This window comes from Granulicella tundricola MP5ACTX9 (genome assembly GCF_000178975.2).
GTDB classification, from domain to species: domain Bacteria; phylum Acidobacteriota; class Terriglobia; order Terriglobales; family Acidobacteriaceae; genus Edaphobacter; species Edaphobacter tundricola.
In genome coordinates, this window is sequence record NC_015065.1 from 17,233 (window position 1) to 42,473 (window position 25,241).

The 25,241-nt window shown below is 61.7% G+C and carries 18 protein-coding genes; 3 read left to right on the forward strand and 15 right to left on the reverse strand.

Annotated elements, in window-relative coordinates:
- Nucleotides 1-4: 4 nt before the first annotated feature.
- The 3 genes from ACIX9_RS20460 to ACIX9_RS20470 form a co-directional block, all read right to left on the reverse strand.
- Nucleotides 5-937: an alpha/beta fold hydrolase gene (locus tag ACIX9_RS20460; protein ID WP_013582105.1), complete on the reverse strand. Its 933-nt coding sequence runs from the start codon at nucleotides 935-937 to the stop codon at nucleotides 5-7.
- A 19-nt stretch (nucleotides 938-956) separates the two neighbouring features.
- Nucleotides 957-2,258: an MFS transporter gene (locus tag ACIX9_RS20465; RefSeq protein WP_049789466.1), complete on the reverse strand. Its 1,302-nt coding sequence runs from the start codon at nucleotides 2,256-2,258 to the stop codon at nucleotides 957-959.
- Between the two features lie 189 nt (nucleotides 2,259-2,447).
- The gene (locus tag ACIX9_RS20470; protein ID WP_013582107.1) at nucleotides 2,448-3,209 is read right to left on the reverse strand and encodes a 3-keto-disaccharide hydrolase; all 762 of its coding nucleotides are present in this window, start codon (nucleotides 3,207-3,209) and stop codon (nucleotides 2,448-2,450) included.
- Nucleotides 3,210-3,394: 185 nt separating this feature from the next.
- Between ACIX9_RS20470 and ACIX9_RS20475 the strand changes: the two genes are divergently transcribed.
- Genes ACIX9_RS20475 through ACIX9_RS20485 form a run of 3 tightly spaced genes read left to right on the forward strand, consistent with a single transcriptional unit; the run spans nucleotide 3,395 to nucleotide 6,910 of the window.
- A complete protein-coding gene (locus tag ACIX9_RS20475) occupies nucleotides 3,395-4,744 on the forward strand; it encodes a Gfo/Idh/MocA family protein (protein ID WP_013582108.1) in 1,350 nt (449 codons plus the stop codon).
- A 38-nt stretch (nucleotides 4,745-4,782) separates the two neighbouring features.
- Nucleotides 4,783-6,099 (forward strand): FG-GAP repeat domain-containing protein, encoded by a 1,317-nt coding sequence (locus ACIX9_RS20480; RefSeq protein ID WP_013582109.1) that lies wholly within the window; start codon nucleotides 4,783-4,785, stop codon nucleotides 6,097-6,099.
- Nucleotides 6,100-6,139: 40 nt separating this feature from the next.
- Nucleotides 6,140-6,910, forward strand: a complete 771-nt coding sequence (locus ACIX9_RS20485; RefSeq protein WP_013582110.1) for an SDR family NAD(P)-dependent oxidoreductase — start codon at nucleotides 6,140-6,142, stop codon at nucleotides 6,908-6,910.
- Between the two features lie 189 nt (nucleotides 6,911-7,099).
- Here ACIX9_RS20485 and ACIX9_RS20490 read toward each other — a convergent pair whose 3' ends face one another.
- The 12 genes from ACIX9_RS20490 to ACIX9_RS20545 all read right to left on the reverse strand — a co-directional run bounded on the left by ACIX9_RS20490 (nucleotide 7,100) and on the right by ACIX9_RS20545 (nucleotide 25,220).
- Nucleotides 7,100-8,923, reverse strand: coding sequence for a glycoside hydrolase family 35 protein (locus tag ACIX9_RS20490; RefSeq protein ID WP_013582111.1), 1,824 nt, complete (start codon nucleotides 8,921-8,923; stop codon nucleotides 7,100-7,102).
- Entirely contained in the window at nucleotides 8,916-9,368 is a 453-nt protein-coding gene (locus tag ACIX9_RS20495; protein WP_013582112.1) for a lactonase family protein, read from the reverse strand. The genes ACIX9_RS20490 and ACIX9_RS20495 overlap by 8 nt, the downstream gene beginning before the upstream one ends.
- Before the next feature lie 38 nt (nucleotides 9,369-9,406).
- Entirely contained in the window at nucleotides 9,407-10,876 is a 1,470-nt protein-coding gene (locus ACIX9_RS20500; RefSeq protein WP_013582113.1) for an FAD-binding protein, read from the reverse strand.
- Nucleotides 10,877-11,032: 156 nt separating this feature from the next.
- Nucleotides 11,033-12,154 (reverse strand): lactonase family protein, encoded by a 1,122-nt coding sequence (locus ACIX9_RS20505; protein WP_013582114.1) that lies wholly within the window; start codon nucleotides 12,152-12,154, stop codon nucleotides 11,033-11,035.
- 48 nt (nucleotides 12,155-12,202) lie between these two features.
- Nucleotides 12,203-13,519, reverse strand: coding sequence for an amidohydrolase/deacetylase family metallohydrolase (locus ACIX9_RS20510; protein WP_013582115.1), 1,317 nt, complete (start codon nucleotides 13,517-13,519; stop codon nucleotides 12,203-12,205).
- Nucleotides 13,520-13,587: 68 nt separating this feature from the next.
- The gene (locus ACIX9_RS20515; RefSeq protein WP_013582116.1) at nucleotides 13,588-15,186 is read right to left on the reverse strand and encodes a PLP-dependent transferase; all 1,599 of its coding nucleotides are present in this window, start codon (nucleotides 15,184-15,186) and stop codon (nucleotides 13,588-13,590) included.
- Between the two features lie 64 nt (nucleotides 15,187-15,250).
- Entirely contained in the window at nucleotides 15,251-15,733 is a 483-nt protein-coding gene (locus tag ACIX9_RS20520) for a RidA family protein (RefSeq protein WP_013582117.1), read from the reverse strand.
- A gap of 16 nt (nucleotides 15,734-15,749) precedes the next feature.
- The gene (locus ACIX9_RS20525) at nucleotides 15,750-17,015 is read right to left on the reverse strand and encodes an aminotransferase class V-fold PLP-dependent enzyme (protein WP_013582118.1); all 1,266 of its coding nucleotides are present in this window, start codon (nucleotides 17,013-17,015) and stop codon (nucleotides 15,750-15,752) included.
- 24 nt (nucleotides 17,016-17,039) lie between these two features.
- The gene (locus tag ACIX9_RS20530) at nucleotides 17,040-17,729 is read right to left on the reverse strand and encodes an RraA family protein (RefSeq protein ID WP_408609738.1); all 690 of its coding nucleotides are present in this window, start codon (nucleotides 17,727-17,729) and stop codon (nucleotides 17,040-17,042) included.
- Between the two features lie 246 nt (nucleotides 17,730-17,975).
- Nucleotides 17,976-21,221, reverse strand: a complete 3,246-nt coding sequence (locus ACIX9_RS20535; RefSeq protein WP_232298935.1) for a TonB-dependent receptor — start codon at nucleotides 21,219-21,221, stop codon at nucleotides 17,976-17,978.
- 277 nt (nucleotides 21,222-21,498) lie between these two features.
- Nucleotides 21,499-22,122, reverse strand: a complete 624-nt coding sequence (locus ACIX9_RS20540; protein ID WP_013582121.1) for a response regulator — start codon at nucleotides 22,120-22,122, stop codon at nucleotides 21,499-21,501.
- Complete coding sequence (locus ACIX9_RS20545; RefSeq protein ID WP_013582122.1) at nucleotides 22,119-25,220, reverse strand: sensor histidine kinase; 3,102 nt, start codon at nucleotides 25,218-25,220, stop codon at nucleotides 22,119-22,121. Before ACIX9_RS20545 ends, ACIX9_RS20540 begins: the two co-directional genes overlap by 4 nt.
- Between the last annotated feature and the right edge of the window lie 21 nt (nucleotides 25,221-25,241).

Below are 25,241 nucleotides of genomic sequence, written 5' to 3' on the forward strand. Positions count from 1 at the left end.
TTTATTATCGCGTGATCTTATCGGAAGCGTTCTCGTTGAAGAACTCGTCGAGTACCTTCACATACTTCTCCGGCTCTTCGTAGGACGGTAGATGGCCGCTCTTTTCAAACGCCTCAAAGCGTGCGCCTGGGATGGCCTTGTGCATGAGCCACGCGTTGATCGGTGCCACGTTCATGTCATAACGTCCCGTGACGACCAACGTGGGGCAGTGAAAGGCAGGAAGCATAGCCGTAAGATCCCCGCCCTGGTTGGCGGCCCATACGGCCTTACTGGTTGCGGGTGTCGAGCCCAGAGTCTTGTCCTTCGCCAGGAACTTGTTCAGGTACTCATCGCGAAGCTCAGGGCTGTAGAAGATCATGCGGAAGTGTGCGATGAGGTTTGCGTTTGAAGCCTCGGGTGTATCACCGAGCTTGGCCTGCTCGGCTGCGCTGCGCTCTTCTACGTCCGGAAAGACGTCCGGGAGAAGATGCACCATCTTCTTCGGATTCGGTGCGGCGGAGTCGCTGAGCACCAGCCGCTCGACGCGGTCGGGATGCGCCGCCGTATAAGCGATGGAGACGAGGCCACCGTAGGAGTCGCCCACCAGATCAATGCGTGGCAGGTTCAGGTGCGCGCGAATTGCCTCAAGATCCGCAACTTGCGCAGCCATCGTCTGCGATGCGCCCTCGCGGACGTGTTGGGACTTTCCAGTTCCGCGCTGGTCGTACATGATGATCTGACGATGCGCGGAAAGGCGAGGCCACACGTCATTCTGCAACATGTACTGGTGTGAAAGGCCAGGTCCGCCATTGACCGCGAAGACAGGAGTCGCGGATGAAGGTGAGCCGTAGACCTCATAAGCCAGATCTACATCCGGTGTATGAAGCACCCCGGTCACAGGTGCCTGGGCGTGCAGGGAAGCAGTAAGTGCGAAGGAGACAAAGAAGAGCTTGAACACGGTCGTTGGCCTTTCGAGTCTAGGTGGTGGCAGGGACTGGTTTGGGTTCCATGAAGAGCTTGCCCGCGATGATCAGCACGACGAGCAGCAGGCCGCAGACCGCGAAGACATGGCGGACGCCGATGCGATTCGCCAGGAGTCCGGAGAGGATGAGACCGGCAATCTGCGCGGAGAACACGAGGCTCATGACCGTGCTGCCCACTCGGCCCATCAACGCGGCGGGAGTCTCCTGCTGGATCAGTGTGTTGGACGGTACGACGATCCCCGCAACCGCGATGCCAATGATCAAAGTCCCGATCACCGTCGCCCAGATATGCAGCAGGAACGCCAAAAAGCACAGGCCGATTGCGATTCCGCCCAGTCCGCCGTAGACCAGCGTGCTGTTCTTGATCTTCTTGCCCACAGTGTTCAGTAAGTTGACGCCAAGGAACATGCCAATACCGATCATCGTCGAGGCCGTGCCGTAGATCTTTGTGGATGCGTGCAGGGAGTCGCGAACGTACACCGCGATCAGCGGGCCGAAGCAGCCCAGAACGAACATCCCCGCGGCCAGCGCGACGATGACGAACAGCACCGCGGCATGGTGGACGATGAACGAGATGCCTTGACGCATATCCGGCAGGATATTGGACAGGCCCGGCTTCGCGGAAGGGGCCGCTGCGGGCGTGTCCAGCGGAGTTTCCAGCGATTGCTTGTCCTCCGGCGTGACGCGTTTCAGCGTCAGTGAGGCGATCAGGCAGCCAGAAGCCAGGAAACTCGCGGCATCGGCCATGTAGCAGATGCGTGGGCCGAAGGTTGTGAAGAGAATCGTTGCGAGGCCGGGGCCTACGATGCGCATGCCGAACAGCACTTGTTGCATTAGGGCGTTGGCGGAGCGTAGGCCGTGCATTGGGACGGCGGAGCGGATTGCGACGCCCTGGGCGGGGGAAAAGAAGCTGGAAAGGATGCTGATGCAGGCGAGGATCGCATAGAAATGAAAGGTCTTAGTGGCGAGCAGGAGTAAGAGGCAGAGGGCGGAGCGGGTGAGGTCGGAGACTACGAGGGTGGGTTTTAGGGGCCAGCGGTCTACGAAGACTCCGGCCAGTATTCCGAGCACGGCGATGGGAAGGAGGTACGCGATTTGCAGGCCTGTTACCTGCTGGGCGGTGTCCTTCAGCTTGAAGGTGAGGACGCCGATTACCGCAAATAATGCAAGGAAATCGCCGAAAGTGGAGACTAATTGGGCGATCCAGAGTCGGCGCATGATGGGTACGCGCAGGACTTCGCCCATGCTCATCGGTTCTGGAAGGCCGGTGACGGCGGGGTTCGGGGATGTGCTCATGGTCTGGTTATGGTAACGGACTCCACGCATTGTGGAGCCGAACCGGTGTTAAAAGCTGTTGTGGTGAGATCCTCTAAATGATTCATAAGGATAGGCTTAGGAGAAATTGACCACGCGAGATCTTTACCACAAATCACCACATGCGAACCACATTCTGCAGCTTTTCACCATGTTCTGCCGCTGGTGGGCTTACTTCAGGGGATAGAGCTGCATGTTGCGGAAGTAGATCTCGGCTCCCTCGGACTGGAAGAGGATCTTGCCGTCGGTCGGGAAGGGGTCGGTTCCTGTGTTGGCCAGCTTGCCGTTGACGTACTGGCGGATGACCTTATCGTCCACGATGACCTCAAGCGTGTTCCATTCGCCGTGCGGCTTCTCAAACTCGCCCGTGGTGTTGCGGAAGCCTACGACGTTCTTCTGCGGGCCCTTGTCCAGATGGCCTATGTTCAAGGCCGAGCCTGGGGGGCCGGTGACTCGTTTGCCGTCGGAGCCGGTGAGGGCCGCGCCATCCGTCAGCCAGAAGTCGCCGGTCTCGCCTTCCTTGATCTGGAACTCGAGCGAACGGGGCCAGACCTTTTGTTCATTCTGGATGTTGTAGAGGATGCCGCTGTCCCGAGCCTGCCCGGCTCGTTCGCCGAAGGTGCCTTCACCCCACTTGAACTCGGCACGCAGGTAGAAGCGATGGAAGGACTCGCGGGTGATGATGTAACCCATCTCCTGGCCGGACACATGGATGATCCCGTTCTCGATCTGGAAGACATGCGCGGGGTCGTTGTTCAAGCCGCGTCCACGAATGAAGGTATCGAACTGTGAGAGGTCCTTGCCGTTGAAGAGGATGACCGCGCTCTTGTGCGGTGGGATGGCTGTGTCAGGCATCGTCTGTGCGCTGGCCCAGAGACAAGAACCCGCGCCAATCGTGACGAGGACGCGCTTCGTAAGCTGGATGAGAGTCACACGCACACCTGAGCGAGAGGGATAGTGAAGCTGCAACAGTGTACATGCGATGAGGATTCTGCCATCGTACTGGACATTACTACGGCAGTTCTCTTACTGTTCTTAGCGCATCTATAAATGATGATTTAGAAACCTGAAGTGACGATTTAGAAACTTGAAGACTGAGATGTCTCTCGCGAGGTTCCATGCATAGTATCGACCGCAGGAAGTTTCTTGAACGAGCTGCCAAGACGACGTTGCTTGCCGGCGCAGCCACCCGGCTCTCTCCGCTTTTTGCCCAGCAGCCCGCACCGCGCTCTCCTAACGACAACATCCAGCTTGCGTTGATTGGAGCGGGCATCCAGGGACAGGGTGACACGAAGTTCGCGCTGCAGGTTCCGGGAGTCAAGCTGGTGGCCGTGGCGGATTGCTACGACGGGCGGCTGACTCATGCCAAGGAGCTTTGGGGATCGGATATCTTCACGACGCGGGACTATCGTGAGATTTTGAAGCGCAAGGACGTCGACGCGGTGCTGATTGCGACGCCGGATCACTGGCATAAGCAGGCGGCGGTGGATAGCCTGCGGGCGGGCAAGGATGTGTACCTCGAGAAGCCGATGATCCATCTGTACTCGGATGGGCCGGAGATCATTGACGCTGCGAAGTCTTCAAACCGTATCCTGCAGGTGGGGAGTCAGCGGGTGAGCTCGATCCTTTACTCGAAGGCCAAGGAGTTGCTGGCTTCGGGTGCGATCGGCAAGTTGAACATGGTGACGGCGCGGTGGGACCGCAACTCTTCGATGGGTGCGTGGAACTATACGGTGCCGCTGGATGCCTCGACTGAGACCTGTGACTGGCCGCGCTTCCAGGGGTCTGCTCCGAAGATGGCATGGAATGCAGAGCGCTTCTTCCAGTGGCGGAAGTGGAAGGACTACGGCTCTGGTGTGGCGGGTGATCTCTTCGTTCACCTGTTCAGCGGGACGCACTTCATTACGGGGTCCCATGGTCCGACGCGTGCGATGGCTACGGGCGGGATTCGGTTCTGGAAGGATGGGCGCGATGCGGATGATGTTCTGCTGGCGCTGTTCGATTATCCCGAAGGCTTCAACCTGAGTCTGCATGTGAACTTTGTGGATGGCGGCGAAGAGAGTGAGGGCTTCCTGTTCACGGGCTCTGAGGGGCTGATGGAGATCGACGGGCGGACCAATACCGTGACGGTGACGCGGACGCCGCTGGCGAAGGAGCCGGGCTATACGGTGTCTACGTTTGCGGACGCGATGCAGAAGGCTTCGATTGCGGAGTACCGGAAGAAGTATCCGGTGCCGCATCCGGGCGGACCGCCGCCGGAGGGCGTGCAGGCGTTTACCGCGCCGCCGGGCTACTCTGACAGCTACGACCACTTCAGCAACTTCTTTGCTTCTGTGCGGAGCAGGCAGCCTGTGGTTGAGGATGCGACGTTTGGCTTCCGTGCTGCTGGTGCTGCGTTGTTGAGCAACCTGAGCGTGCAGAAGGACAGCGTTGTGCATTGGAACCCTGAGACGATGAAGATCGTTTAGCAGCAGGACTGTTTAGCAGTTGGGACTAGGAGCTTCAGATGATGAATGGTTGGCGGAGTGGTGCGGCTTTGGTCGCAGCGATGTTTTTGTTGACTGCGGCCGGACAGGCGCAGGACCCGGAGCATGCGACCGAGAAGAGGATGCAGCAGCCGGGGAATGCGCCGGACGGGAAGCCGCGGCTGGCCTTTCTGACGCATCGTCTGGGCAGCGATCATGCTGAGGCGATCTCGATGATCGATATGAACGGGGATGGGTTCGTCGATCTGCTGAGTGGAGCTTACTGGTATGAGAATCCGGGGGCCGGGGGTGGGGAGTGGAAGCAGCACCAGTTCCGTACGGTTGGAATTCATAACGAGTTTGTGTCCGACTGCGGGGAGTGGGTGGTGGACGTGGATCATGATGGGTTGCCGGATTTGGTGACGACTGGATGGATCGCCAATGGGCTCTGGTGGTTCAAGAATCCGGGGCCGAAGGCTACGGTGGCTGGAGAGCAGTGGAAGGGCGAGAAGATCACGGACAGCTTCGATACGGAGGGTGGGGCGTTCGCGGATATCAATGGGGATGGGAAGCCGGATGTGGCGCTGGCGCACTACAACCGGGCTGGGGTGATGTGGGTCGACTTCGGGAAGGGTAAGCCGAAGGTGCATCATGTTGGGGACCATGTGCAGGATGGGCATGGAGTGGGGATTGCGGATATCGATGGGGATGGGAAGGCTGACATCCTGACGACGCACGGCTGGTTTCAGCAGGTTGATGCGGATGCGGATAAGTGGGTGTGGCACCCGGATTGGACGCTGGGGGATGCGGGGTTCCCGATCCTGGCGTATGACGTGAACCATGACGGGCGGATGGACCTGATCTATGGGCAGGGCCATGGGTATGGGCTGTACTGGCTGGAGCAGGGTGGAACGAAGGAGAAGCCGACCTGGACGCGGCATACGATCGACGAATCCTTCTCACAGTCTCATGCGCTGGCGCTTCTGGATCTGAATGGCGGCGGTCCTCCCGTGCTGGTGACGGGGAAGCGGTACAGGGGGCACTCCGGGGCCGATCCGGGGTCTTACGATCCGAACGTGGTGTATGCGTACCGGCTGCCGGGCTTTGAGCGGACGGCGATCTCAGTGAATGGGACGGCGACGATTGGGACGCAGATCGTGGCGGGTGACTTCGACCATGATGGGGATCTGGACTTTGCGACGGCAGGCAAACTGGGCGTGCATGTGTTCGAGAATCTGAAGGTGAACAAGGTGTCCAAGGAGATGCGGGAGGAGATGCAGCCGATCAACCGGAAGTGGCCGTTCCCCGGCGAGGGAGGCGAGGTGCCGCAGGAGGATGGGCCACCGATTCCGAAGTAAGGGGTCACCATACCAAAGGTCAAAGATCGTACGCTAAGCAATGGACGATATTTCTTTGAACCAGACTGCGAATCGTTCGTCGCCCGTTGCCCTTGTGACGGGCTCAACTTCCGGGATCGGTGCTGCGATTGCCCGCCGTTTATCCAACGAGGGATATTGCGTGGTCCTGCACTCTCGTCGTTCAGTTCAAACGGGGCAGGCGCTAGCCGCTGAGCTTGGAAACGCTATGTACATCCAAGCTGATTTGGCGGACGACGCCGACAGAATCAGGCTTGTGAGGGAGGCCGTGTCTCGTTGGGGCCGCCTGGATGTTCTTGTCAACAACGCCGGAATCAGCAGCGTTATTCCGCATGCCGATCTTATGGCGGCTTTGCCCGCCGTCTGGCAAGAGCTACACGAAATCAACGTGGTGGCCCCGTTTCGCCTTGTGGCAGAGGCAGAAGTAGCTCTTAGAGAGGCGGCCAGGCGCGGTCGACCGGCGTGTGTTGTCAATATCAGCTCACACGCCGGCGTGCGGCCCAAGGGCGCATCCATCCCTTACGCCGCGTCCAAAGCAGCGCTCAACCATGTCACGCGCTTGCTCGCTCTATCGCTCGCTCCAGACATCAGGGTGAATGCCGTTGCCCCCGGCCTGGTGGACACGCCGCTGACAGCCGATTGGACGGCTGCCCAGCAGCTTTGGCGAGATGGTTCGCCTATGCGGCGGCCAGCGAGTCCGGAGGATATCGCCCAGATTGTCATGATGCTGATTGCCTCCGACTACCTCACTGGGGAGATCGTGGTCGCGGACGGCGGCCTGAGCCTGACGTAGCGACGCGATGAGCTATGTTGCGCAAAGGAACGTTTATGCAATGATCCTCGCATCGGTCGAAAGCTCGGCAATCCGAGTTGCAAAGGCCTATTGCAATTGCTTTGCCGTTGGCGACAGGTTTGCGCAACAGAGTCTTAGCGTAGGATTTTTGACGTTTGGTGTGGTGACCTGAGTAAGGGCGACCCAGGGTTATGAGGGCGGCAGGTCGAGGAGTGCGTGGTCGATGCCTTCGATCTCAAGGGAGGGCTTGCCGTCCAGCTCCAGGACTTCGATCTTGTTGGGGCCGGGTTTGAGCCAGGAGGATGGGAGATAGAGGGTGCCGAGAGGGCCGATCTTCCAGAAGCGGCCGAGGTTGTGGCCGTTGACCCAGACGTTGCCCTTGGAGAGGGTGTGGACGTCGAGGTAGGTGTCTACTGGCGTGGTGAGGTTGAAGGTGGCGTGGTAGAGGCAGGGGCCTTCGCAGGGCTTGGTGGAGAAGCCGGTGGTGGGGATGGACTCGAAGGGGAGGGAGTAGATCTGCCAGTTCTCTACGGGGGTTCCGTTGAGGAGGACCTGGTGGGTGATGCCGGCTTGCTCGGTGCGGATGGCTTCTGTGAAGTTCACGCGGCCGGTGTTTTCTACTAGGATGTCGAGTTGGGTGGGCTTGTTTATTTGGAGGTCTATGTGGTCTTGATCGAGGCGGCGGTCGAGGGTGCCGACGAGTTTGCCGTCGAGGTAGATGCGGGCGTAGCTGTGGAGTCGATCGAGCTTGAGTGTGCCGGTAATGGGGCCCTTGAGTGTGGTTCGGTAGAGGATGTAGCCGTAGCTTTGGCCTATGTCTTCCATCGTCCTGGTGGTGCGGGAGAGGGTGGGTTTGGGGAGGGTGGACCAGAGGGGCTGGGCTTGGGTGAGGTGGATGGTGGGGATGGTGGCGAGGGGGGTGGTGGGGGCCAAAGGTGGGGCGGGGTGGCCGGTGGCTTCGGCGATGACCTTGCGCATGGCGAAGTACTCGGGGCGTAGCTGGCCGGCTTCGTCAATGGGTGCGTCGTAGTCGTAGCTGGTGACGTCGGGCTCGTAGTGGTTGTGGTCTATGTTGGCGCCGTTCATCCAGCCGAAGGAGGTGCCGCCGTGGAGCATGTAGAGGCTGATGGAGCCGCCGGAGGTGAGGACGTCGTGGACCTCTTTGAGATGGATGGAGGCGTCTACGACCTCGTGCTTTGCGCCCCAGTGATCGAACCATCCGTCCCAGTACTCGGCGGTGTAGATGTTGGTGTTGGGGCGGAATTTTTTGTAGAGGGCGATGGAGCGGGCGGAGTCGCCGGTGCCGTAGTCGATGCCGGCGGTGAGGTCTGCGAAGGTGCCCCTGGCTAGGACGTCCGCGCCGTCTCCGGTGTAGAGGAGGGAGTCCTTGAAGCCGGCGTCGAGGACCATCTGGTGGACTCGGTCGAGGTAGGCTTGGGCGTTTGGCTGGGCGCTGTCTGGGAAGGAGCCGTACTCGTTTTCAACCTGGACGGCCAGGATGGGGCCGCCCTTGGCGGCCTGGAGGGGGGCTAGTTGCTGGCCGAGGGCTTTCATCCATTTGTCGGCGGCGGCTATGTAACGGGAGTCTAACGAGCGGAGGTTTACTGCGGGGGATTTGAGGAGCCAGGAGGGGTAGCCCCCGAGGTCCCACTCGGCGCAGACGTAGGGGCCGGGGCGGAGGATGACGAAGAGGCCTTCCTGCTGGGCGATGCGGACGAATTCGGCTATGTCACGCTGGCCGGTGAAGTCGAAGTGCCCCTCTTCTTCTTCGTGGAAGTTCCAGAAGGCGTAGACGGTGACGGCGTTGAGGCCCATGGCGCGGGCTTTGCGGAGGCGGTCTCGCCAGGCGGCGCGGGGGATGCGGGGGTAGTGCATCTCGCCGGAGATGAGCTGGAAGGGTTGGCCGTCGAGGAGGAAGTGCTGGGGGTCTGTGGTGAGGCGGTGTGTGGCGGGGGGCTGGGCGAGGAGTGGTGCGGATGCTAGGAGGAGGGCTGCGGTGATGAGGCTACGCATGAGGGTTTACCGGGGCGGTGGCTGACGGTACTAGGGTAATCCTTTTGATGGAGTGGGTGAGGCGGGCTATGGAGCCATCGGGGTTGAGGGGGAGGAGGTTGTGGGCGTGGGGGCCCAGCTGGACCCTGAGATTGAGGTCCGCGATGGTGATGGCGGTGGGGGTGGTGGCGAAGAGGGCGAGGGATTGGCGGTTGAGGAGGGTGAGCGCGCCGGTGCGGGGGTGGATGGAGTAGGACTCGACTGTGCCTGCGGGGAGGGAGGCGGACGGGTCGGCGGCGTGGGCGAGGTAGAGGTGGCGGCGGTCTGCGGAGAGGGTGGAGCAGGCGGGGGTGGGGTTCAGGGCGAGGATGGGTGAGGCGGCGAGGGCGGGGGTGATGGAGACGGCGGAGAGGGCGGCTACGGAGTGGAGGAAGGTTCTGCGGGTTATGGGCTGGGTTGGCTGCATGGTGTTCCTCCGGTCGCTCTGTTTTGGGGCTCTTTTGCTTAGGGGCGGATGGACATGGCGTGGTGGAAGACGTTGTGGGGGTCGTAGGTGTTTTTGACCTTGCGGAGGAACGGGTGAGTGTCTCCGGTGCCGTAGTAAAGATCTGTCCAGAAGGGGTGATCGAGCATGTCTGCGTCGGGGTAGTTCATGTAGCAGCCGTCGTAGTGGTCGCCGGGATAGGGGGTGCCCTTGTGGGCGGGGTCTACCAGGTCTGTGGAGTAGGCGGCGGTGTAGACGTCGCGGATGCCTTTGAGGCGGGCGGCGTCATCCGCCGGGTCGTTCCAGTAGGTCTGGTACTGGAGCTTCATGAGGGAGGTGCGCTGGGGGATGGCGGTGTCGCGGGCGCGGGCGGGGTTGTTGACGGCTCCGCCGTAGCAATCGACGGCGATGATGATGCCGCGGGAGGATTCCTGCTGGAGTGCGTTGTAGAAGGCGAGGGCTTCAGCCTCTGTGAAGGACTTCTTCATGTAGGCGGATTTGTATTTGGCGCGGCCTCCTCCTCCGATGCTGAGAGGGCCTCCGCCGCCATTGACGGTGGCTTCAATCCAGAGGCGGGGGCGGAGGTCGGGCTGCCTGGTGGTGGGCTGGAAGGCGTCAAAGCGGGCCAGGAAGTCTTTGAGGACGGTGAGGTCGGTTACGGTGCCGTCCGGGTTGGTGAACTGGGTGTTGATGGAGATGGCGGCGTTTGAGCCTTTGCCGTGGAAGTACATCATGCCGAAGAGGCCCCAGGTCTCTTTGACCTGGTCGTGCTGCTGCCAGTAGTCGCCGAAGGTGGCGAGGATTTTGGCGTACTTCTCCGGGGTCATGGTGGCGGCGTCGAAGGACATGCCGGTTTCGATGACCTGCGATGGGGCGGGCGGGAGCTGGTTGAAGGTGAAGCCGGTGATGAGGCCGAAGCTGCCGCCACCGCCTCCGCGCAGGGCCCGGAAGAGATCAGTGTTGTGGGTGGCGTCGGCCTGGATGGGGGTGACTTTTCCTGCGGCGTTGACGGTGAGGATATCGACTGCGGAGACCCAGTCCGTGGAGAGGCCGTGGAGGCGGGCGAGGAGGCCGTAGCCGCCGCCCGAGACGTGGCCGCCGGCGGTGACGGTGAAGCAGGTGCCGCCGGGGATGGTGACGTTGGAGCGTTTGTAAAGCTCCTGGTAGATGACGCCGAGCATGGCTCCGGGCTGGATGCGGTATGGGGCTGCACCGCCGGGGCCGGTGGAGACGCGGTTGAGGAGGCTTACGTCAAGGATTGCGCCGTTGGGATTGTTGACGACGAAGTCTTCATAGCAGTGGCCGGAGGAGCGGACGGTGGGGCGGAGGCCTGCGTCCAGAACCTTCTGGAGTGCGATGGCGGCGTCTTCCGGGCTATCGCAGTATGCGATGCGGCCTGCGTAGTCTTCCTCATGCGTGGGGAAGCGGAGGTTGTTGCCGTGACGCATGATGGGGAAGCGAGGGTCCTGGCGAGTGACGGTCGTCGGCATGGCGCTCCTTGATGGTTAGTTAGCTGGCGGTCAAACGAGCAACAGCAAGAGCCGGAACAAGTAACAACAAATGCTAATTCGGGGGTCCCTCCACTCACCCGTTCGCTGCGCTCAGGGTTTGGTCGGGATGACCTCATTTTTACAGACTCATCCGGGTCAGGCGAAGACGATGCATTGTGGGGTGTCGATGGGGTAGGCGTGGCGTGGATCAGAGAGGCGGCCTGTGCCGCGGTCTCGGGGGAGGACGACGATGGCGTTGGAGGCCTGGTTGCAGAGGAGCATCCAGCGGCCTGAGGGGTCCGGGGTGAGGAAGCGGGTATTCTTGCCGCCGTTGGTGGCGAGCTGGCTGAGGGTGAGGGTGCCGGAGGTGTGGTCGATGTCAAAGACGGCGATGGTATCGCTGGCGACGCGGTTGCCGACGTAGAGGTAGCGTCCGTCCGGGGAGATCATGATCTCTCCCGCGAAGGCGGTGTTGGGGGGGAAGTCAGGCTTGAGGGTGGAGACGAAGGGGCCTTGTTTGAGGGTGCCGGTGGCGGGGTTCCAGTCGAGGAGATCGACGGTGGAGTCGAGTTCGTTGACGCTGTAGAGCCAGCGGCCATTGGGGTGCCATGCGAGATGACGCGGGCCGGCGGCGGAGCGGGTGTTGAACGCTGGCGGGTCGTTGGGGGTGAGGGTGGCGGTGCCGGGCTGGATGCGATAGATGTGGATGCGGTCCAGGCCGAGGTCATTGACGAGGAGGAAGCGGCCGTCCGGAGAGGGAAGGGCGGAGTGAGCGTGGGAGTGCTCCTGGCGCTCTTTGTTGGGACCGGTGCCGGTGTACTGGAAGTGGGAGACGGGCTTGGAGAGGGAGCCGTCGCGCTCTGTGCGGAAGGAGGTGACGGAGCCGCCGGTGTAGTTGGCGGCGAAGACGGCGTGATTGCGGGCTGAGACGTAGGTGGTGCCGTCGCCGAGGGAGGGCTGGGTGTTGAGGGGGGTGAGGCCGGTGGCGGTGACGTCAAAGGCGGAGACTTTGGCCTTGCCGCCGTCGCCTTCTGTGCAGGCGTAGAGGTGGCCGCGGTCTACGGCGAGGAAGCTGGGAGTTGCGACCTCAGCGGCGAGGGTGATGGAGCCGAGCTCGCCGGTGGTCGCATTGAAAGGGGCGGAGTAGATGCCTTTGCTGATCTTGCCGGAGGTTCCGATGAAGATGCGGTTGGTGTCCGGCTGGAACGCGAAGCCTCGCTTGACGGCGAATGCTGCTGCCGGAAGCGAGGCCAGGATGGAGCGTCGAGTGAGGATCAAGTCGGTTCCTTGGTGCTGGTGGGTGCAGATGCAGGTACGTGGCCTAGGCTAGTGAAGTTCCGTGACGACGTGCGGTGCGGAGGCGAAGGTGGTCCAGTGGTAGGCTTCCTTGGCGTTGGGGTCTGGCTTCGCGGTCCACGGCTGGGCTTCCATGCCGTTGAGGTCGTAGACGATCTTGCCGTCCTTGAGGGTGATCTCGGCTACGAGCTTGTGGGTGCCGTCGAGGCGGGTGTTGATCATGTCGGTAAAGCCGAATTTGCCTTCTTCAAGGCGGAGGACGGCGATGTCGCCGACGGAGCCTACGGAGAGGTTGCCGAGCTCTTCATGCTTGATCTCATGAGCGGGGTGCGAGGTCATCTCTGCGATGACATCCTTCACGGGGACGCCGGCGGCGATGATCTTGTCGGCGACGTTGAGCTCATCCTTCATGGCGGAGTTCATGCTGGTGATGTGGAGGTCCGTGGAGATGGAGTCCGGGATGAAGCCGTCCTTGATCATGGGGACGGCGAGGGACCATTTGAAGGAGCCGCCGCCCTGGCCTACGTCAAAGAAGATGCCGCGCTTGCGGCCTTCGATGAAGGCTTTGCTGGGTCCGAGGGTGGTGGGGTCCTGCTCATGGCGGAGGCCGGAGTACATGTGGGTGTAGATATCGCCGGGGCGGATTTTTTTGGTGAGGAGCTCGTAGATGGGGCGGGACTCGGGGTGGTCAACGCCGAAGTCCACCATGACGGGGATGTTGGCCTTGGTGCCGGCGATGACGGCCTGCTCAACGGGGATCCACTCCGGGCCTGCAAAGTGGGCGGTCTTGATGCCGACGATGGTCTGGGGGTACTTGAGGGCCATGGCACCGGTGGCTTCACCGTCCATGTCCTTGGTGTTTTGTTCGTATTTGTCGCCGCGCATGCCGGAGCCGACGATGTTAAGCATGGCGAAGACACGGGTCTTGGAGCGATCGATGATGCGCTGCTTGAAGTCTTCAAAGTTGCGCCAGCCGGAGCAGCCTGCGTCTACGACGGTGGTGACGCCTACGCGGAAGGTGAAGCCGTCGGGCGGGACGCTGAGGTCGCCGGCGTAGGAGTTGCGCTCACCGGTGCCGTTGTAGACGTGGACGTGGATGTCAATGAGGCCGGGGGTGACGTAGAGGCCGTGGACGTCGATGACCTTGAGGGCGTCTGAGGACTTGAGGTGCGGGGCTACCTGGGCGATCTTGCCGTCTTTGACGGCTACGTCCATGACGGCGTCGATGTGGTTCTTATCGTCAAGGACGTGACCGCCCTGGAGGATGAGATCGTAGGCGGGGAGCTGGGCGTGTGCAAGCTGGGTGCAGGCGGCGAGAGCGAGTGCGATACGGAGGGACCGATTCATGAAGCTACCTCTTTAGGCGTGTTGGGACCTGCTTGGGTGCAGGGCTTGGTGATGAAGGGGGGAGAGGCTTATGCCTGCTTCGCCTTCCAGGTTGCTGTGCCGTACTCGCCCAGGTTGACAGTGCCGGAGATGGTGGAGCCCTGGACGATGCCTTTGAAGTTGAAGCCGACGGAGTGGCCGCTGACCTTCATGTCGCTGTTGAGGGCGATCTGGTCTCCGTGGATGGAGCCCTTAAGCGGGGTGGTGTAGAGCTCGCCCTTCTGGGTTCCGGTGAGATCGTTGCCGGACTGGGTGAGGGTGAAGTGCTGCTCGCCTTCACCACGGGAGTACTGGATGGAGACGGCCCAGGTGCCGGCGACCTTGGCGGGTGCGCCTGAGGGGACGACGGGGTTTGCGTACGGGCCAGGGTTGGTGAGGAGAGCGTAGACGGCGTCCGCGATGATCTTGTCTTCGCCGGCGGCCATCATGTACGGCATGATGGTGAGGCTGCTGGCCATGTGGTCGGGACGTGAGCCGGAGCCGCCGTCCACCATGATGCGGGGGGTGCCGGCGTCGAGGCGCTCGATCATCTCCGTGCCGGTGATCTTGAGCTGGGTGGCGTCCCAGTTGATGCGGAGGCGCTGGGAGTTGTTGGAGAGATCGTCAGGGTGGAGGTACTCGGTGGTGACGGAGGGGAGACCTTTGACGCGGGACTCAATGTGCTGGAGCCAGGAGACCCACTCGGCCTGTTCTGCGGCGTGGTCACGCTTGTACCACTGGCGGACGGCGGCGAGGAGGCCCATGATCTCTTCCTTGCTGCACTTGTAGGCTCGGCCATAGTTGTGGTGCGGGGCGGCCTGGAAGTATGCGGCCCGGACGAGATCCTTCTGGCCGATGAGCATGCCGGAGGACTGAGGGCCACGCATGCATTTACCGCCGGAGTAGCCGACGAGCGTGGCTCCGTGCTGGATGTGGATGTTGGGGTTGAGAGGCTCTTCCGCAGCTGCGTCTACGAAGACGGGGACGCCCATTTCCTTGGCGATGGCGCAGATGCTGGGGATGCTCATGGGACCCTTCTCCGCGGCGGGGCCGGAGAGGATGTAGATCATGGCGGTGCGTTTGGAGATTTTTGCGCGGAGCTCTTCTGGGGAATCGACCTCTACGACCTCTGCACCGGTCATGCGGACGCCGAAGTCGTATGGGTTGCGGGAGTGCTTGGGGATGATGACCTGGTCCTTGGCCTTGATGTACGGGAGGGCCTGGGACTTCTCGACGTCGGTGCCGGCGATGCAGGCTACGGTGGCGAGTGCGATGGCGGCTTCACAGCCGGTGGTGGCGCAGCCCCACTCGGCTCCGGTGAGCTGGCCGAGTTCCTTGCCGACAGCATCCTGGAGCTCGTCTAGATGGACGAAGTAGAAGGAGGCGTCGTACATGGCCTGCTTGACCTCAGGCAGGGAGCGCGAGCCGCTGATGATGGTGAAGGTGCCGTGTCCGTTGACGATGGGGCGCACGCCGATCTGGGTGAAGAGATTGTCCGTGCTGGTGCCGTGGTGGGTGATGGTGGGGGCTTTGGGCGAGGACTGCGCGAGCGCGGGGGAGATGGAGGTGGCGGCGCCGACGGCCGAGATCATGCCGGACTGCTTGAGGACTTCTCGCCTGGACCAGCGGGTGGTGCGGAGGAGTGACATAGGTCTTTGGTTCCTTTGCGTGCGGTGATGATGCGTTTCGGTCGTCGACGTGGCGAGCTTTGGGCTAGATGTAGGCGATGAGATCCATCTCTACGAGAGAGTCTCCGGGGATGCCGCCGGCGGCTGCGATGGTGGTGCGGACGGGGGGAACCTTGCCCCAGCGGCCGGCGTAGACGGTGTTCATCCTGGGCCAGTCTTTGATGTCGTTGAGGTAGACGTTGACCTTGAGGACCTTCTCCATGGAGGAGCCGGCGCTGATGAGATTCTTTTCGAGCTCGTCGAGGACGTGCTTGGTGTGCTCTTCAACCGTGCCCTTGAAGTGTGCGCCTACGCCAGCGAGGAAGAGGAGGTTGCCGTACGAGATGGCGCTGGAGAAGAGCGGTGGTGCTGCTGCGGGGTTGTCGTTGCTCTTTGCGGGGTAAGACTTTTTCTCCAGCTTGCCTGTGGTCTGGGCTTCAGCGGCGGGGGTGAGGGCGGCTCCGGTGGTGATGGCTGCTGCTGCGGCTGCGGCGTTCTTCAAGAGACCTCTGCGGGATTGGGTGTTCATGATTCGCTCCTATTGCCTATGCTTTGGGGTTGGTGAGGACTGCGTGCAGGTGGGTGGCGACGATTTCTGCTTCGCCGGGCTGCATCATCCAGGTGGCGATGACGATGGTGTTCTCGTTGGAATGGGTGCCGAGTCGGCCGGTGTAGCCGGTGGCGGGATTGAGCTCAATCTGAGGGCGCTGGGCGCTGAGGCGAGCCTTGACCTCTAGCGGAGTGATGCCGACGACCTTTGGATCGTAAGCGAGGATGAGGTGGGGGACGTGGTTGGCGATCTCAGGCATGAAGACCTCAGTCTTCATGGTGGGGATGGACTTGAGTTTGGCGACGATGGTGTCGACGCGCTTCATGTACTCGGCCTGATTGGCTTCGTCTCTTTGTTCTAGGAGCCAATCGACTGCGGCGACCATGCCGACGATTTGTTCCTTGGCTACCTTCATGCCTCGGCCTACAGCGTCTGAGTTGGGGCTGTCATTTTCCGCGGCCAGGTCGATGAGAGATTTTTTGCCTAGGAGGAGGCCGGCGTTCTGGGGGCCTCGGATGCCTTTGCCGCCGGAGAAGCAGACGAGGTCGTAACCCATGCCGGTGTACTTCCAGAGGTTTTCGATGGGGGGCATGTCTGCCGCGGCGTCCATGTGGCAGGGGACGTTGTGCTGGTGGGCGACTTCAAGCCAGGTCTTGCGATCGATCTGTCCGTCGCCGTCGGCGGAGTTGAAGAAGTTGGTCATGACTGTTTTAGGGCCGAAGGCTTTTTTGTAGTCTTCGAGGGTTACGACTTCAACAATTCGGATGCCGCAGAGGAGCATGGCGTGGTCGTACTCGTAGCGGTGCGACTTCTGGACGATGACTTCGTTCTTCATGGAGGGGATGACTTCAGGGATCTGCTCCGGCTTGACGTTGTTGGCTGCGGAGAGACATGCGGCTGTAGCGAGGGTGAGGGCTGCGGATGCGCCGGAGGTGACGAGGGCGGCTTCACAGTGGAGGCGTTTGGCGATGTGCTCGCCTGCGGCCTTGTGGAGGTCTTTGAGGACTACGGGATGGAGGGCGGCCTGGGCTACGGCGCGCTGGACCTGCGGGGGCATGACGGCGGCGGTGAGATAGGTGTACGTGCCGGCGGCGTTGATGATGATGGGGACGCCCAGCTTGGCGTAGTAGTCGTCATCGGATGTGGGTGTTGCGGGTGGTGTGGTGGCTGCGAGGAGGGGCCGGGTGCTGAAGGCTGCGAGCAGGGCCTGGGACCATCCGAGGAAGCGGCGGCGCGTCAGTTGGTCGAGGGTGTTGGCCATCTTTGGAGATCCTCCGCGCTGGGGCTAGATGCGGCCGAACTGTTTGACTGCTTCGACGATGGAGTGGAACTTCTCGATGAAGGGGTACATGGAGTGCTCGCTGTTATCGAGCTTCTGGGCGGCGATGAGGATGTCGGCTGCGTGCTCGCGGGGGACGACGACTACGCCATCTTGATCTGCGACGATGATGTCGTTGGGCTGAACCTTGACGCCATCGCAATCGACGGGGACGTTGACGCCGCTGAACTTGTAGTGGCCGACGGAGGTGGAGGGTACGGAGCCGGTGGAGTAGACGGGGAAGCCGATGCGCTTGAGCTGGGGGAGATCGCGCACGCCGCCGTCTACGATGGCTCCGACGAAGCCCCGGGAGAACATGGCGGTGCCCATGAGGCCGCCCATGCCGGCGATATCTGCGCCGTCTTCAACCGACATAACGTAGACGGAGCCGGGGCCGCCGGAGTCGATGGCTTTGAGCATGCCGGAGAGGGCATCGGGGTCGTGGTTTTCCTGCTTGACGAGCTTGACGGTGAGGGCGGTGCCGGCGAACTTGGTGGGGAAGATGGGCTGCATGCGGTGGGACATGTAGCTCTTTTGATGGAGGGATTGCTCGATGGCGTCGGAGACGGAGGCGGCCTCTACGTGGCGGTAGGCTTCGATCATCTCTGCCGGGGATGCGTTGTAGTCTGCCGCGGTGAGGAGGGTGCGGGCATGCATGATGCGGGTTGTAGCGAGGAGGGAACCTGCAATTACGATCGAGGCGATCATCGCACGGTTTCTGCGTGATCCGGACTGCATATGGGACTTGGACGACTTGGACGAATCTATCAAAGGATGTTCCTTGACGGTACGTGCGTGCTGCATGTGTCTACGATTGATCAGAACAGCTTCTGGCCTAAGTGCGCAATCTGGTGGAAAAAAGCAGAGCGAGGCAGGGGGTACACCTCGCTCTGTGGAGAGCAGTTAGAAGATGATCTTGCCTGCGAGCTGGAGGACGCGGGAGCTGGTGCCTGTCGCGATAGAGGTGATGGTGCCGAAGGTATTGGTACCACCACTGAAGCTGGGCAGGCCGGAGTTGGGGTTGCCTGGATCAACGTGATTGAAGAGGTTGAAGGCTTCACCACGGAACTGAAGCTTCAGGCCTTCCACGATGGCAAAGTTCTTGAACATGGAGAAGTTGACGTTGATCTGGCCGGGCCCATGCAGGTCGTTCCGGTGGGTGTTGCCGAAGGTGTACTGCGTAGGGAGTGAGTAGGCGGTGAGATCGATGCAGCTCTTGGAGCTGTTTACGGCCCCGTTGATACGGGTGTAACGAGTGCAGTTCTTAGCCGAGGGTGCGTGGACGTAGTTGGGACGCTGAGTTCCGATGCTTCCGACGTTGGCCTGGTTTTCAGCGATGGAGACGTTGAAGGGCATACCGCTCTGGATGGTGACGATGGCGTTGGCCTGCCATCCGCCTACGAGGGTGTCCGTGAGATGGCCGAACTGTGTGAGCGGCGGCATGGCGTAGGTGACGGTTCCGACGAAGCGGTTGGGAATATCCCAGTTGGCGTTACCATAGTCCGCCCGGAGGTTGTACTGGATCATCGGGGTACCGCCGCCGTTGGCGTCGTTGGATGTGTCCAGAGTGTGCGACCAGGTGTAGCTGAGGTTAGCGTCCAGACCGTGGAAGGCGCGCTGGCGGTAGATGACCGTCAGACCGTGATAGGTGCCGAGGCCGTCATTCTGAATCTGACGGATATCGCCGAAGAGCTGGTAGGGACGACGAGGGTTGACGGCTCCGGCAGCTGGGGTGGGGGTGTTGACGTACTGGGAGTGGTCAAGATGGATTGAGTGAGAGCCGAGGTACTGCATCTCAAACGCGCCGTTCTTCCAGAGCTCGACGCCGGTGTCCAGGTTCCACTGGTAGAGGCGCGGGGTGGGGAGGTAGAAGTTATCGGTGAACTGGTTGACGTAGGTTCCGGGCGTGCCAGCGACAGGGGATGCGGTTGCGGAAGCGCCGCCGCTGGGGTTCGCGAAGCTGACGTTGCCGAGCGCCGTCAGCGCGGGAGGTACGCGTACGTTGCCGTTATAACTGACCGAAGCTGCGATGGGATAGTTGCCGCTGGCCAGGGTAAATGCGTTCAGGTGGTTTGGGTTGTAGTAGATGCCGCCGCCGCCACGAACGACGATCCTGTCTGTTGCACGGTATGCGACACCGAGGCGAGGGGAGACAAGATCGTGATTGGGGCCGGTGAACTTGAAGCCGGGAGTTGGCGTGAAGGTTGCGGCGTTGGTGGCCGAGCTTGTGGGGATCAGTGCGGTGTAGGTTGTGTTGAGGATGCGGGCGAAGCCGTTGAGGCTGTAAGGAACGGTGGGCAGCTCATAGCGGACGCCATAGAGAAGGGTGAGCTTCTGGGTGGCCTGCCAGTTGTCCTGGACGAAAAAGCCATCGCGCCATTCGGCGACGGAGCCCTTGACGGTCGTCAGGGGGGTGATGGCCTGGCTGGAGTAGCCGGTGAGGAAGTCGGCTACGGCGTTGCCTGTATAGGTATCGTTGAAGGTGAACTGCCCTCGAGGCTGATTCTGAGCGGCACGTCCGAGCCCCATCTTGCGGATATCGGCACCAGCCATCAGGTTGTGCTTGCCGAAGGTGTAGCTGATCTGGTCGTAGCCATGTAGGGTGCGGTCATCCTGAAACCAGTTGGTCCCTTCCGCGCCGAGACCGTTATAGCCATCGCTGATCGCGATGGTGGGGATACCGGCGTTGTTGGTGATGGTGGTATCTGAGTTGAAGCCGGGGATGCCAAGAGCGGTGCCGGCTCCGGCGGGGCCGTTGACGTAGAAGTAGTTGAGCTGGTTGGAGCTGAACTTGTTAAAGCCGAAGCGGAAGTCGTTGATGAGACGTGGCGTGATGATGTGGGTATAGCCGATGACGGCGTTGGTGTCGGTGGTGGGTGAGTAACTGGAAGAGGTGGTGACCAGGGCACCGTTGATGGCGTTGCTCTTCTCATAGGTGTAGCGAGCGAAGAGGCGAACCTTCTCATTGACATCGTAGTCAACGCGGTCCAGGGTAGCGTTTTTGTTGAAGACATTCCCCACGGGGAGATTGATGTTGTTAACGGTCCCGGCCAGATTCGGATGCGGGAAGTACGTCAAAAGCGCAGTTGCGATGGGAGAGATGTTCGTGATTTTGTTGTTGAGATAGGGTGTCGCATTGACCGGGTTATAGATCTGCTTCCCGGTGGTACAGAGACCGGCGGTGAATGCGGAACACAGATCGCTGAAGTCACCGGTGCGCTCTGCATCGGTGATCACTGTTCCTGGCGTGGAGTTCTGAACCTGCGAGCGAAGACCTTCATAGGAGCCCATGAAGAAGAGCTTGTCTCGACCGTCAAAGAGGTGCGGGATGCGGATGGGGCCGCCTACCTCTCCGCCGAACTGATTGAAGCGCTGGATAGGGGTCGGCTGGTTGCTTGGTGTGAGCCAGCCCTTGGCGTTGAAGAAGTTGTTCTGGACGTAGTCGTATGCGGTTCCGTGGAACTTGTTGGTGCCGGACTTGGTATCTACGTTGATGTGGACGCCCATGTATGCGCCGTACTGGGCTGTGTAGTTACCAGTCTGGGTCTGGACGGCTCCGACTGCGTCCGGGTTGGGCGTGACCGACGAGTTGGAGATGAGGGAGTTCATGATGGTGATTCCGTCCAGCGTGAGGGAGTTGGTGACCTCACGGGTGCCGGCTCCGATGAAGTTGGCTCCGGGAGGGTTGCCGTTATAGGAGGTCTTGGGTCCGATGATGATATTGGAGGCGGTGGCTGCGAGCTCCATGACGCGGCGGGTGTTCTGAGGAAGGTTCTCGACCTGCTTGGTGCCGAGGGTCTCGCCGAGGAGGGCATCGTCCGTGGAAAGGACGGCGGTGGCGGCGGAGACGGTGACCTCGCTGGTATCGGAGCCGACGGCGAGGACGACGTCGGTACGGGCGGCTACGTTCAGGACGACGGTGACGCCGGAGCTGAGGACCTTGGAGAAGCCTGCGTGCTCGACGGTGATGTCGTAGGTGCCGGGAAGGACGTAGGGGATGGAGTAGTATCCCTCTCCGTTGGTGACGGCGGGATAGGCGACCTTGGTGTCGCGGTTGACGCCGACGACCTTTGCGCCGGTGACGAGCGCGCCGGCTGCATCTGTGACGGTGCCGACGAGGGAGGTGTTGTTCGCGACTTGAGCCTTCATTGCGAAGGAGCTAAGTGCGATAAGGGGTAAGCAGACAAACGCGTTCTTCACTGGAGAGCTCCTCGTAACCTAAGTGGTGCAATGACCCTGGCCGCTCCAACTTCGGCTGAATCGAACCAACCGTAAGAGGGAGTCTTCTGTGGTGTCTGAACAGCCGCTGCTCTATGTCTTGATTGTTACGAGTGGATTACGAGACGAAGAATGTGTCATGAGGCAGTTGACGGGCGTGGATGCAGGTCAAATGTCCTAGCTGTTCGCCAGAATTTGGGGGTGGTGCTTAGTCGAAGTGGACTAGGCCGCGCTGGAGTGCGTAGATGGTGGCCTGAGTGCGGTCACGCGCGCCCATCTTGTCCAGCAGGGAACTTACATGGATTCTAACGGTCTTTTCTGCGATGCCGAGTTCGTCGGCGATCTCCTGGTTGCTGCGGCCCTGGGTGATGCAGACGAGGACCTCGGATTCACGGGGGGTGAGATCGACTGCGGGGGTGCGTTCGGCGAGGCGATCAAGAGCGACGTGAGGGAGATAGCGCAGGCCGCGATGGACGCTCTGGATGGCGTTGAGAAGCTCTTCACCACTGGCGTCCTTGGTGAGGTAGGCCATGGCTCCGCTGCGGACGGCGCGGTAGATATCCTCGCTGCCCTGATAGTTGGAGAGGATGACGATCTTGGCGGTGGGGAAGTCCTTGCGGAGGGCGATGATGACGTCGAAGCCGCTGACGCGGGGGAGGCGAAGGTCGAGGACGACGACGTCCGGGCGATGCTCGCGGTACATGGCGATGCCGAGTTCTCCGTCGCTGGCCTCACCGATGACGGCGATCTGCGCGTGCCCGGAGAGGACGGAGTGCAGGGCCATGCGGGCGAGGAAATGATCCTCGATGAGGAGGACACGGATCTGCTTCATATTCCTATCCAGCGTATAAGGTGTTGCTCCTGATTGGTGACCTGGAGGGCGTGAAAGCCAACTTTTACGGTGATTTCAGTACCGTTGCCTGCGGAGCTTTGGAGTTTGAAGTTGCCGCCGAGCTTGCGGGCACGTTCTTCCATGACGGGGATGCCGAAGTGGCCGGTGCGTGAGCTTGCTGCGCCGGTGGAGGTGATGGGGCCGTGGTTGAGGAAGCCGCGGCCGTTGTCGCGGATGGAGAGGCTGAGGGAGTCTCGCTCATAGAGGAGACGGACGGCGATGTGGGTGGGGGCGGCGTGATGGATGGCGTTGGAGATGGCCTCCTGGCCGATGCAGACGAGGTGATGGACGCAGCCGGGGGCAAGGGGGACTTCGTCGCCTTCGAGCTCGAAGCTGGTCTCTACGGTTTCACGGATCTGGTTTGCGGAGAGGGTTCGGCTGATGGCTTCGGAGAGGAGGTTGGTGACCTCGTCGGTGTCGCGGAGATCCCAGATGATGCGGCGGGCCTCTGCCTGGCAGTGCGAGACCATGGAACGGGCGAGCTCGCAGGAGGCTGCGGTGGGGGTGGCTTCGGCGCCGCTGTCGCGGAAGAGCTTGGCGGTGGCTTCCAACTGCCAGGAGATGGCTGCGAAGCCAGCCATGAGAGTGTCGTGACACTCGCGGGCGATGCGGTTGCGCTCTTCCAGCACGATGCCGATACGGCCCTTCATGGCCTGGACGCGGCGGCGGAAGAGATGGACTGCAAAGGCCAGGCTGGCCACGGTGAGGGCGAGGTAGAAGTACCAGGTCTGGTAGAAGTACGGGTGGGCTTTGACGGCGATGGTGGCGACGCTCGAGGACCATTCCTCCCCGGCGATGCGGGCCTGGACTTCAAAGCTGTAATGGCCTGGCGGGAGGCGGTAGTAGCGTGCGGTCTGGGCTTTGGTGATGGTCCAGTCGGTGTCGTAGCCTTTGAGGCGATAGCGGAACTGGATGTGGTTGGGGTTGGCGAGGAGCTTGGCGGCGAAGAAGAAGTGGATGTCGGGCTGACCGGGCTCCAGGTCCAGGGTGGCGGTGGGATCGTTGGGGACGACGGCGGCTGCGTCGGTGGGATCGTTGGATAGTGTCCAACCGGTGATGCTTGCGACGGGGCTGCTTGCGCCGAGCTTTTCCGCTACGTCGGTGGTGTGGACGAAGCCTTTGGTGGTGACGAACCAGAGGGTGCCGTCGGGAAGGCGGGCTGCGCCGGGGGTGGATGGACCGCCGCACTCGCTGGAGCGCATGCCGTCGTTTTTGCCGAGGAGGACGAGAGGGAGCTGGATCTGGGTTCCATCGACTGCTGCGTGGAGGTCCGCGACGGCGACGCGGATGATGCCGCGTGCGGTTCCGAGCCACAGGTGGCCGTCGAGGTCTTCGACGACGGTGTTGATGGAGAAGTCCGGCAGGCCGGCTTTGGCGGGGACCGGCATGACGGTCTCGCCGCGGACGGCGAAGAGTCCGCCGCCGCGGGTGGAGGCCCAGACGTAGCCCTGGCTATCGCTGGTGAGCGAGAGGATGTGGGGGATGGGCAGGCCGGAGATGGCTGAGGCTTTGCCGTCCCGGATGCGGTAGAGGCCGGTGCTGGTGCCGACGAGGATTGAGCCGTCGCGATCTTCAAGGAGGCAGGTGATGAGCTGGGATTCGAGGAGCTGGGAGCGTAGCTGAGGATGAGGCTGGCCGGAGCGGAAGTAGAAGAGGCCGGTATAGGTTCCGACCCAGAGCGCACCGTCCCTGGCGGGGAGGATGGCACTGATGGCGTTGGCGGGCGACTCCGTTCCGAGGAGGTAATGCTGGAAGGTTTTGCCGTTGTAGTGATACAACCCGTCAACCCAGGTTCCTACCCATAGGTGACCATCGCGATCCTCTGCCAGGACGCGGATGGGACTGGTCAGGGGCATGCCGGGCGGATTGGTTGGGAGGAGCTTGCCGTTGTGCTGGCGGAAGATGCCTGCGCCCCAGGTGCCTAGCCAGAGATCGCCGTGGCTGTCTGCGAGGACGTTGGCGGAGTAGTTGGCGTGAAAGCCCTCCGGTGCGCCGAAGGGGGCGAGCGGGGCCTTGCGCCAGCGGCTGAGACCGCCGGTGCGCATGCCGATCCAGAGGTTCTGCTCGTCATCGACGTAGAGGGTGCGGATGGTGTCGTCGGGCAGGCCGTCCCGGGTGGTCCATGAGGAGAGGCCGTTGGTGCCGAACTGCCAGAGGCCGGCGTGGCGGGTGCCGATCCAGAGGTGGCCGGGTGCATCGCCCAGAAGTACGGTTGCGGGGCTGGGGATGGTGGCGAGGGTGAGCCAGTCGTAGGGCGCTCCATGCGAAGCCGGGTGAGCGGCTGAGAGCTGGAGGAGGTGCTTCATGGTGCCGACCCAGATGCGCTTTTGGGGATCTCGGTAGACGGCGACTGGAGCGTCCGAGGACGGGAGGGGAAGGGTGATCCGCTGGGTGACGCCCTTGCTCCAATGGAAGAGGCCGGAGGAGGTGACGAAGAAGATTCCGCCGTGGTTGTCTTCGGCGAACGGGGTGGTAATGTCGCCGGAGATCATGCCGGTGTTGGGAACGATCTCCAGGTGCCCGTTGGCAAAGCGCTCGACGCCGTTCTGGGTGGCGATCCAGACGGCCTGGGAGCCGTCTCGGTAGAAGGCACGGACGCGTTCGTTGAAGAGGCCGGCGCGTTCACTGATGTTGATGGTGCCGGCGGGGGTATGGTGGAGGATGCCTCGTCCGTCTGTGCCGATCCAGAGATCGTCGTTGCCGTTGACGAGGATGGCGTTGACGGCCTCATTCTGGAGAACGCCCGTGCCTTCGATGGGGAGATTGTGGAAGTGCAGGCCGTCAAAGCTATCGATGCCGGAGGAGCTGGCGAGGAGGAGGGTGCCGTCCGGGCGCTGGGCGACCATGCGGACGTAGTTGTCGGAGAGTCCGTCTTCTACCTGCCAGTCCTGCTTTTGATACTCGGATAGTTTGAGGTCCGATACTGGCATGGCGTTGAGGCCAGCAACGAGACAGAGCAGAGACGCAAGGACGCCTAGGGCGAAGCTGACGGGGCGAGCCAGCCGGAGGTGGCGGACGGAATGGACGTGCTCGGTCAAGGTCTGATGACCAAGGCGAAC

Excerpts from the sequence above, each read along its gene's own strand:
- ACIX9_RS20465 (WP_049789466.1), bottom strand. The coding sequence starts at position 2,258 with ATGAGCACATCCCCGAACCCCGCCGTCACCGGCCTTCCAGAACCGATG.
- ACIX9_RS20475 (WP_013582108.1), top strand. The coding sequence starts at position 3,395 with ATGCATAGTATCGACCGCAGGAAGTTTCTTGAACGAGCTGCCAAGACG.
- ACIX9_RS20480 (WP_013582109.1), top strand. The coding sequence starts at position 4,783 with ATGATGAATGGTTGGCGGAGTGGTGCGGCTTTGGTCGCAGCGATGTTT.
- ACIX9_RS20485 (WP_013582110.1), top strand. The coding sequence starts at position 6,140 with ATGGACGATATTTCTTTGAACCAGACTGCGAATCGTTCGTCGCCCGTT.
- ACIX9_RS20490 (WP_013582111.1), bottom strand. The coding sequence starts at position 8,923 with ATGCGTAGCCTCATCACCGCAGCCCTCCTCCTAGCATCCGCACCACTC.
- ACIX9_RS20495 (WP_013582112.1), bottom strand. The coding sequence starts at position 9,368 with ATGCAGCCAACCCAGCCCATAACCCGCAGAACCTTCCTCCACTCCGTA.
- ACIX9_RS20500 (WP_013582113.1), bottom strand. The coding sequence starts at position 10,876 with ATGCCGACGACCGTCACTCGCCAGGACCCTCGCTTCCCCATCATGCGT.
- ACIX9_RS20510 (WP_013582115.1), bottom strand. The coding sequence starts at position 13,519 with ATGAATCGGTCCCTCCGTATCGCACTCGCTCTCGCCGCCTGCACCCAG.
- ACIX9_RS20515 (WP_013582116.1), bottom strand. The coding sequence starts at position 15,186 with ATGTCACTCCTCCGCACCACCCGCTGGTCCAGGCGAGAAGTCCTCAAG.
- ACIX9_RS20520 (WP_013582117.1), bottom strand. The coding sequence starts at position 15,733 with ATGAACACCCAATCCCGCAGAGGTCTCTTGAAGAACGCCGCAGCCGCA.
- ACIX9_RS20525 (WP_013582118.1), bottom strand. The coding sequence starts at position 17,015 with ATGGCCAACACCCTCGACCAACTGACGCGCCGCCGCTTCCTCGGATGG.
- ACIX9_RS20530 (WP_408609738.1), bottom strand. The coding sequence starts at position 17,729 with ATGCATGCCCGCACCCTCCTCACCGCGGCAGACTACAACGCATCCCCG.
- ACIX9_RS20535 (WP_232298935.1), bottom strand. The coding sequence starts at position 21,221 with ATGAAGGCTCAAGTCGCGAACAACACCTCCCTCGTCGGCACCGTCACA.
- ACIX9_RS20540 (WP_013582121.1), bottom strand. The coding sequence starts at position 22,122 with ATGAAGCAGATCCGTGTCCTCCTCATCGAGGATCATTTCCTCGCCCGC.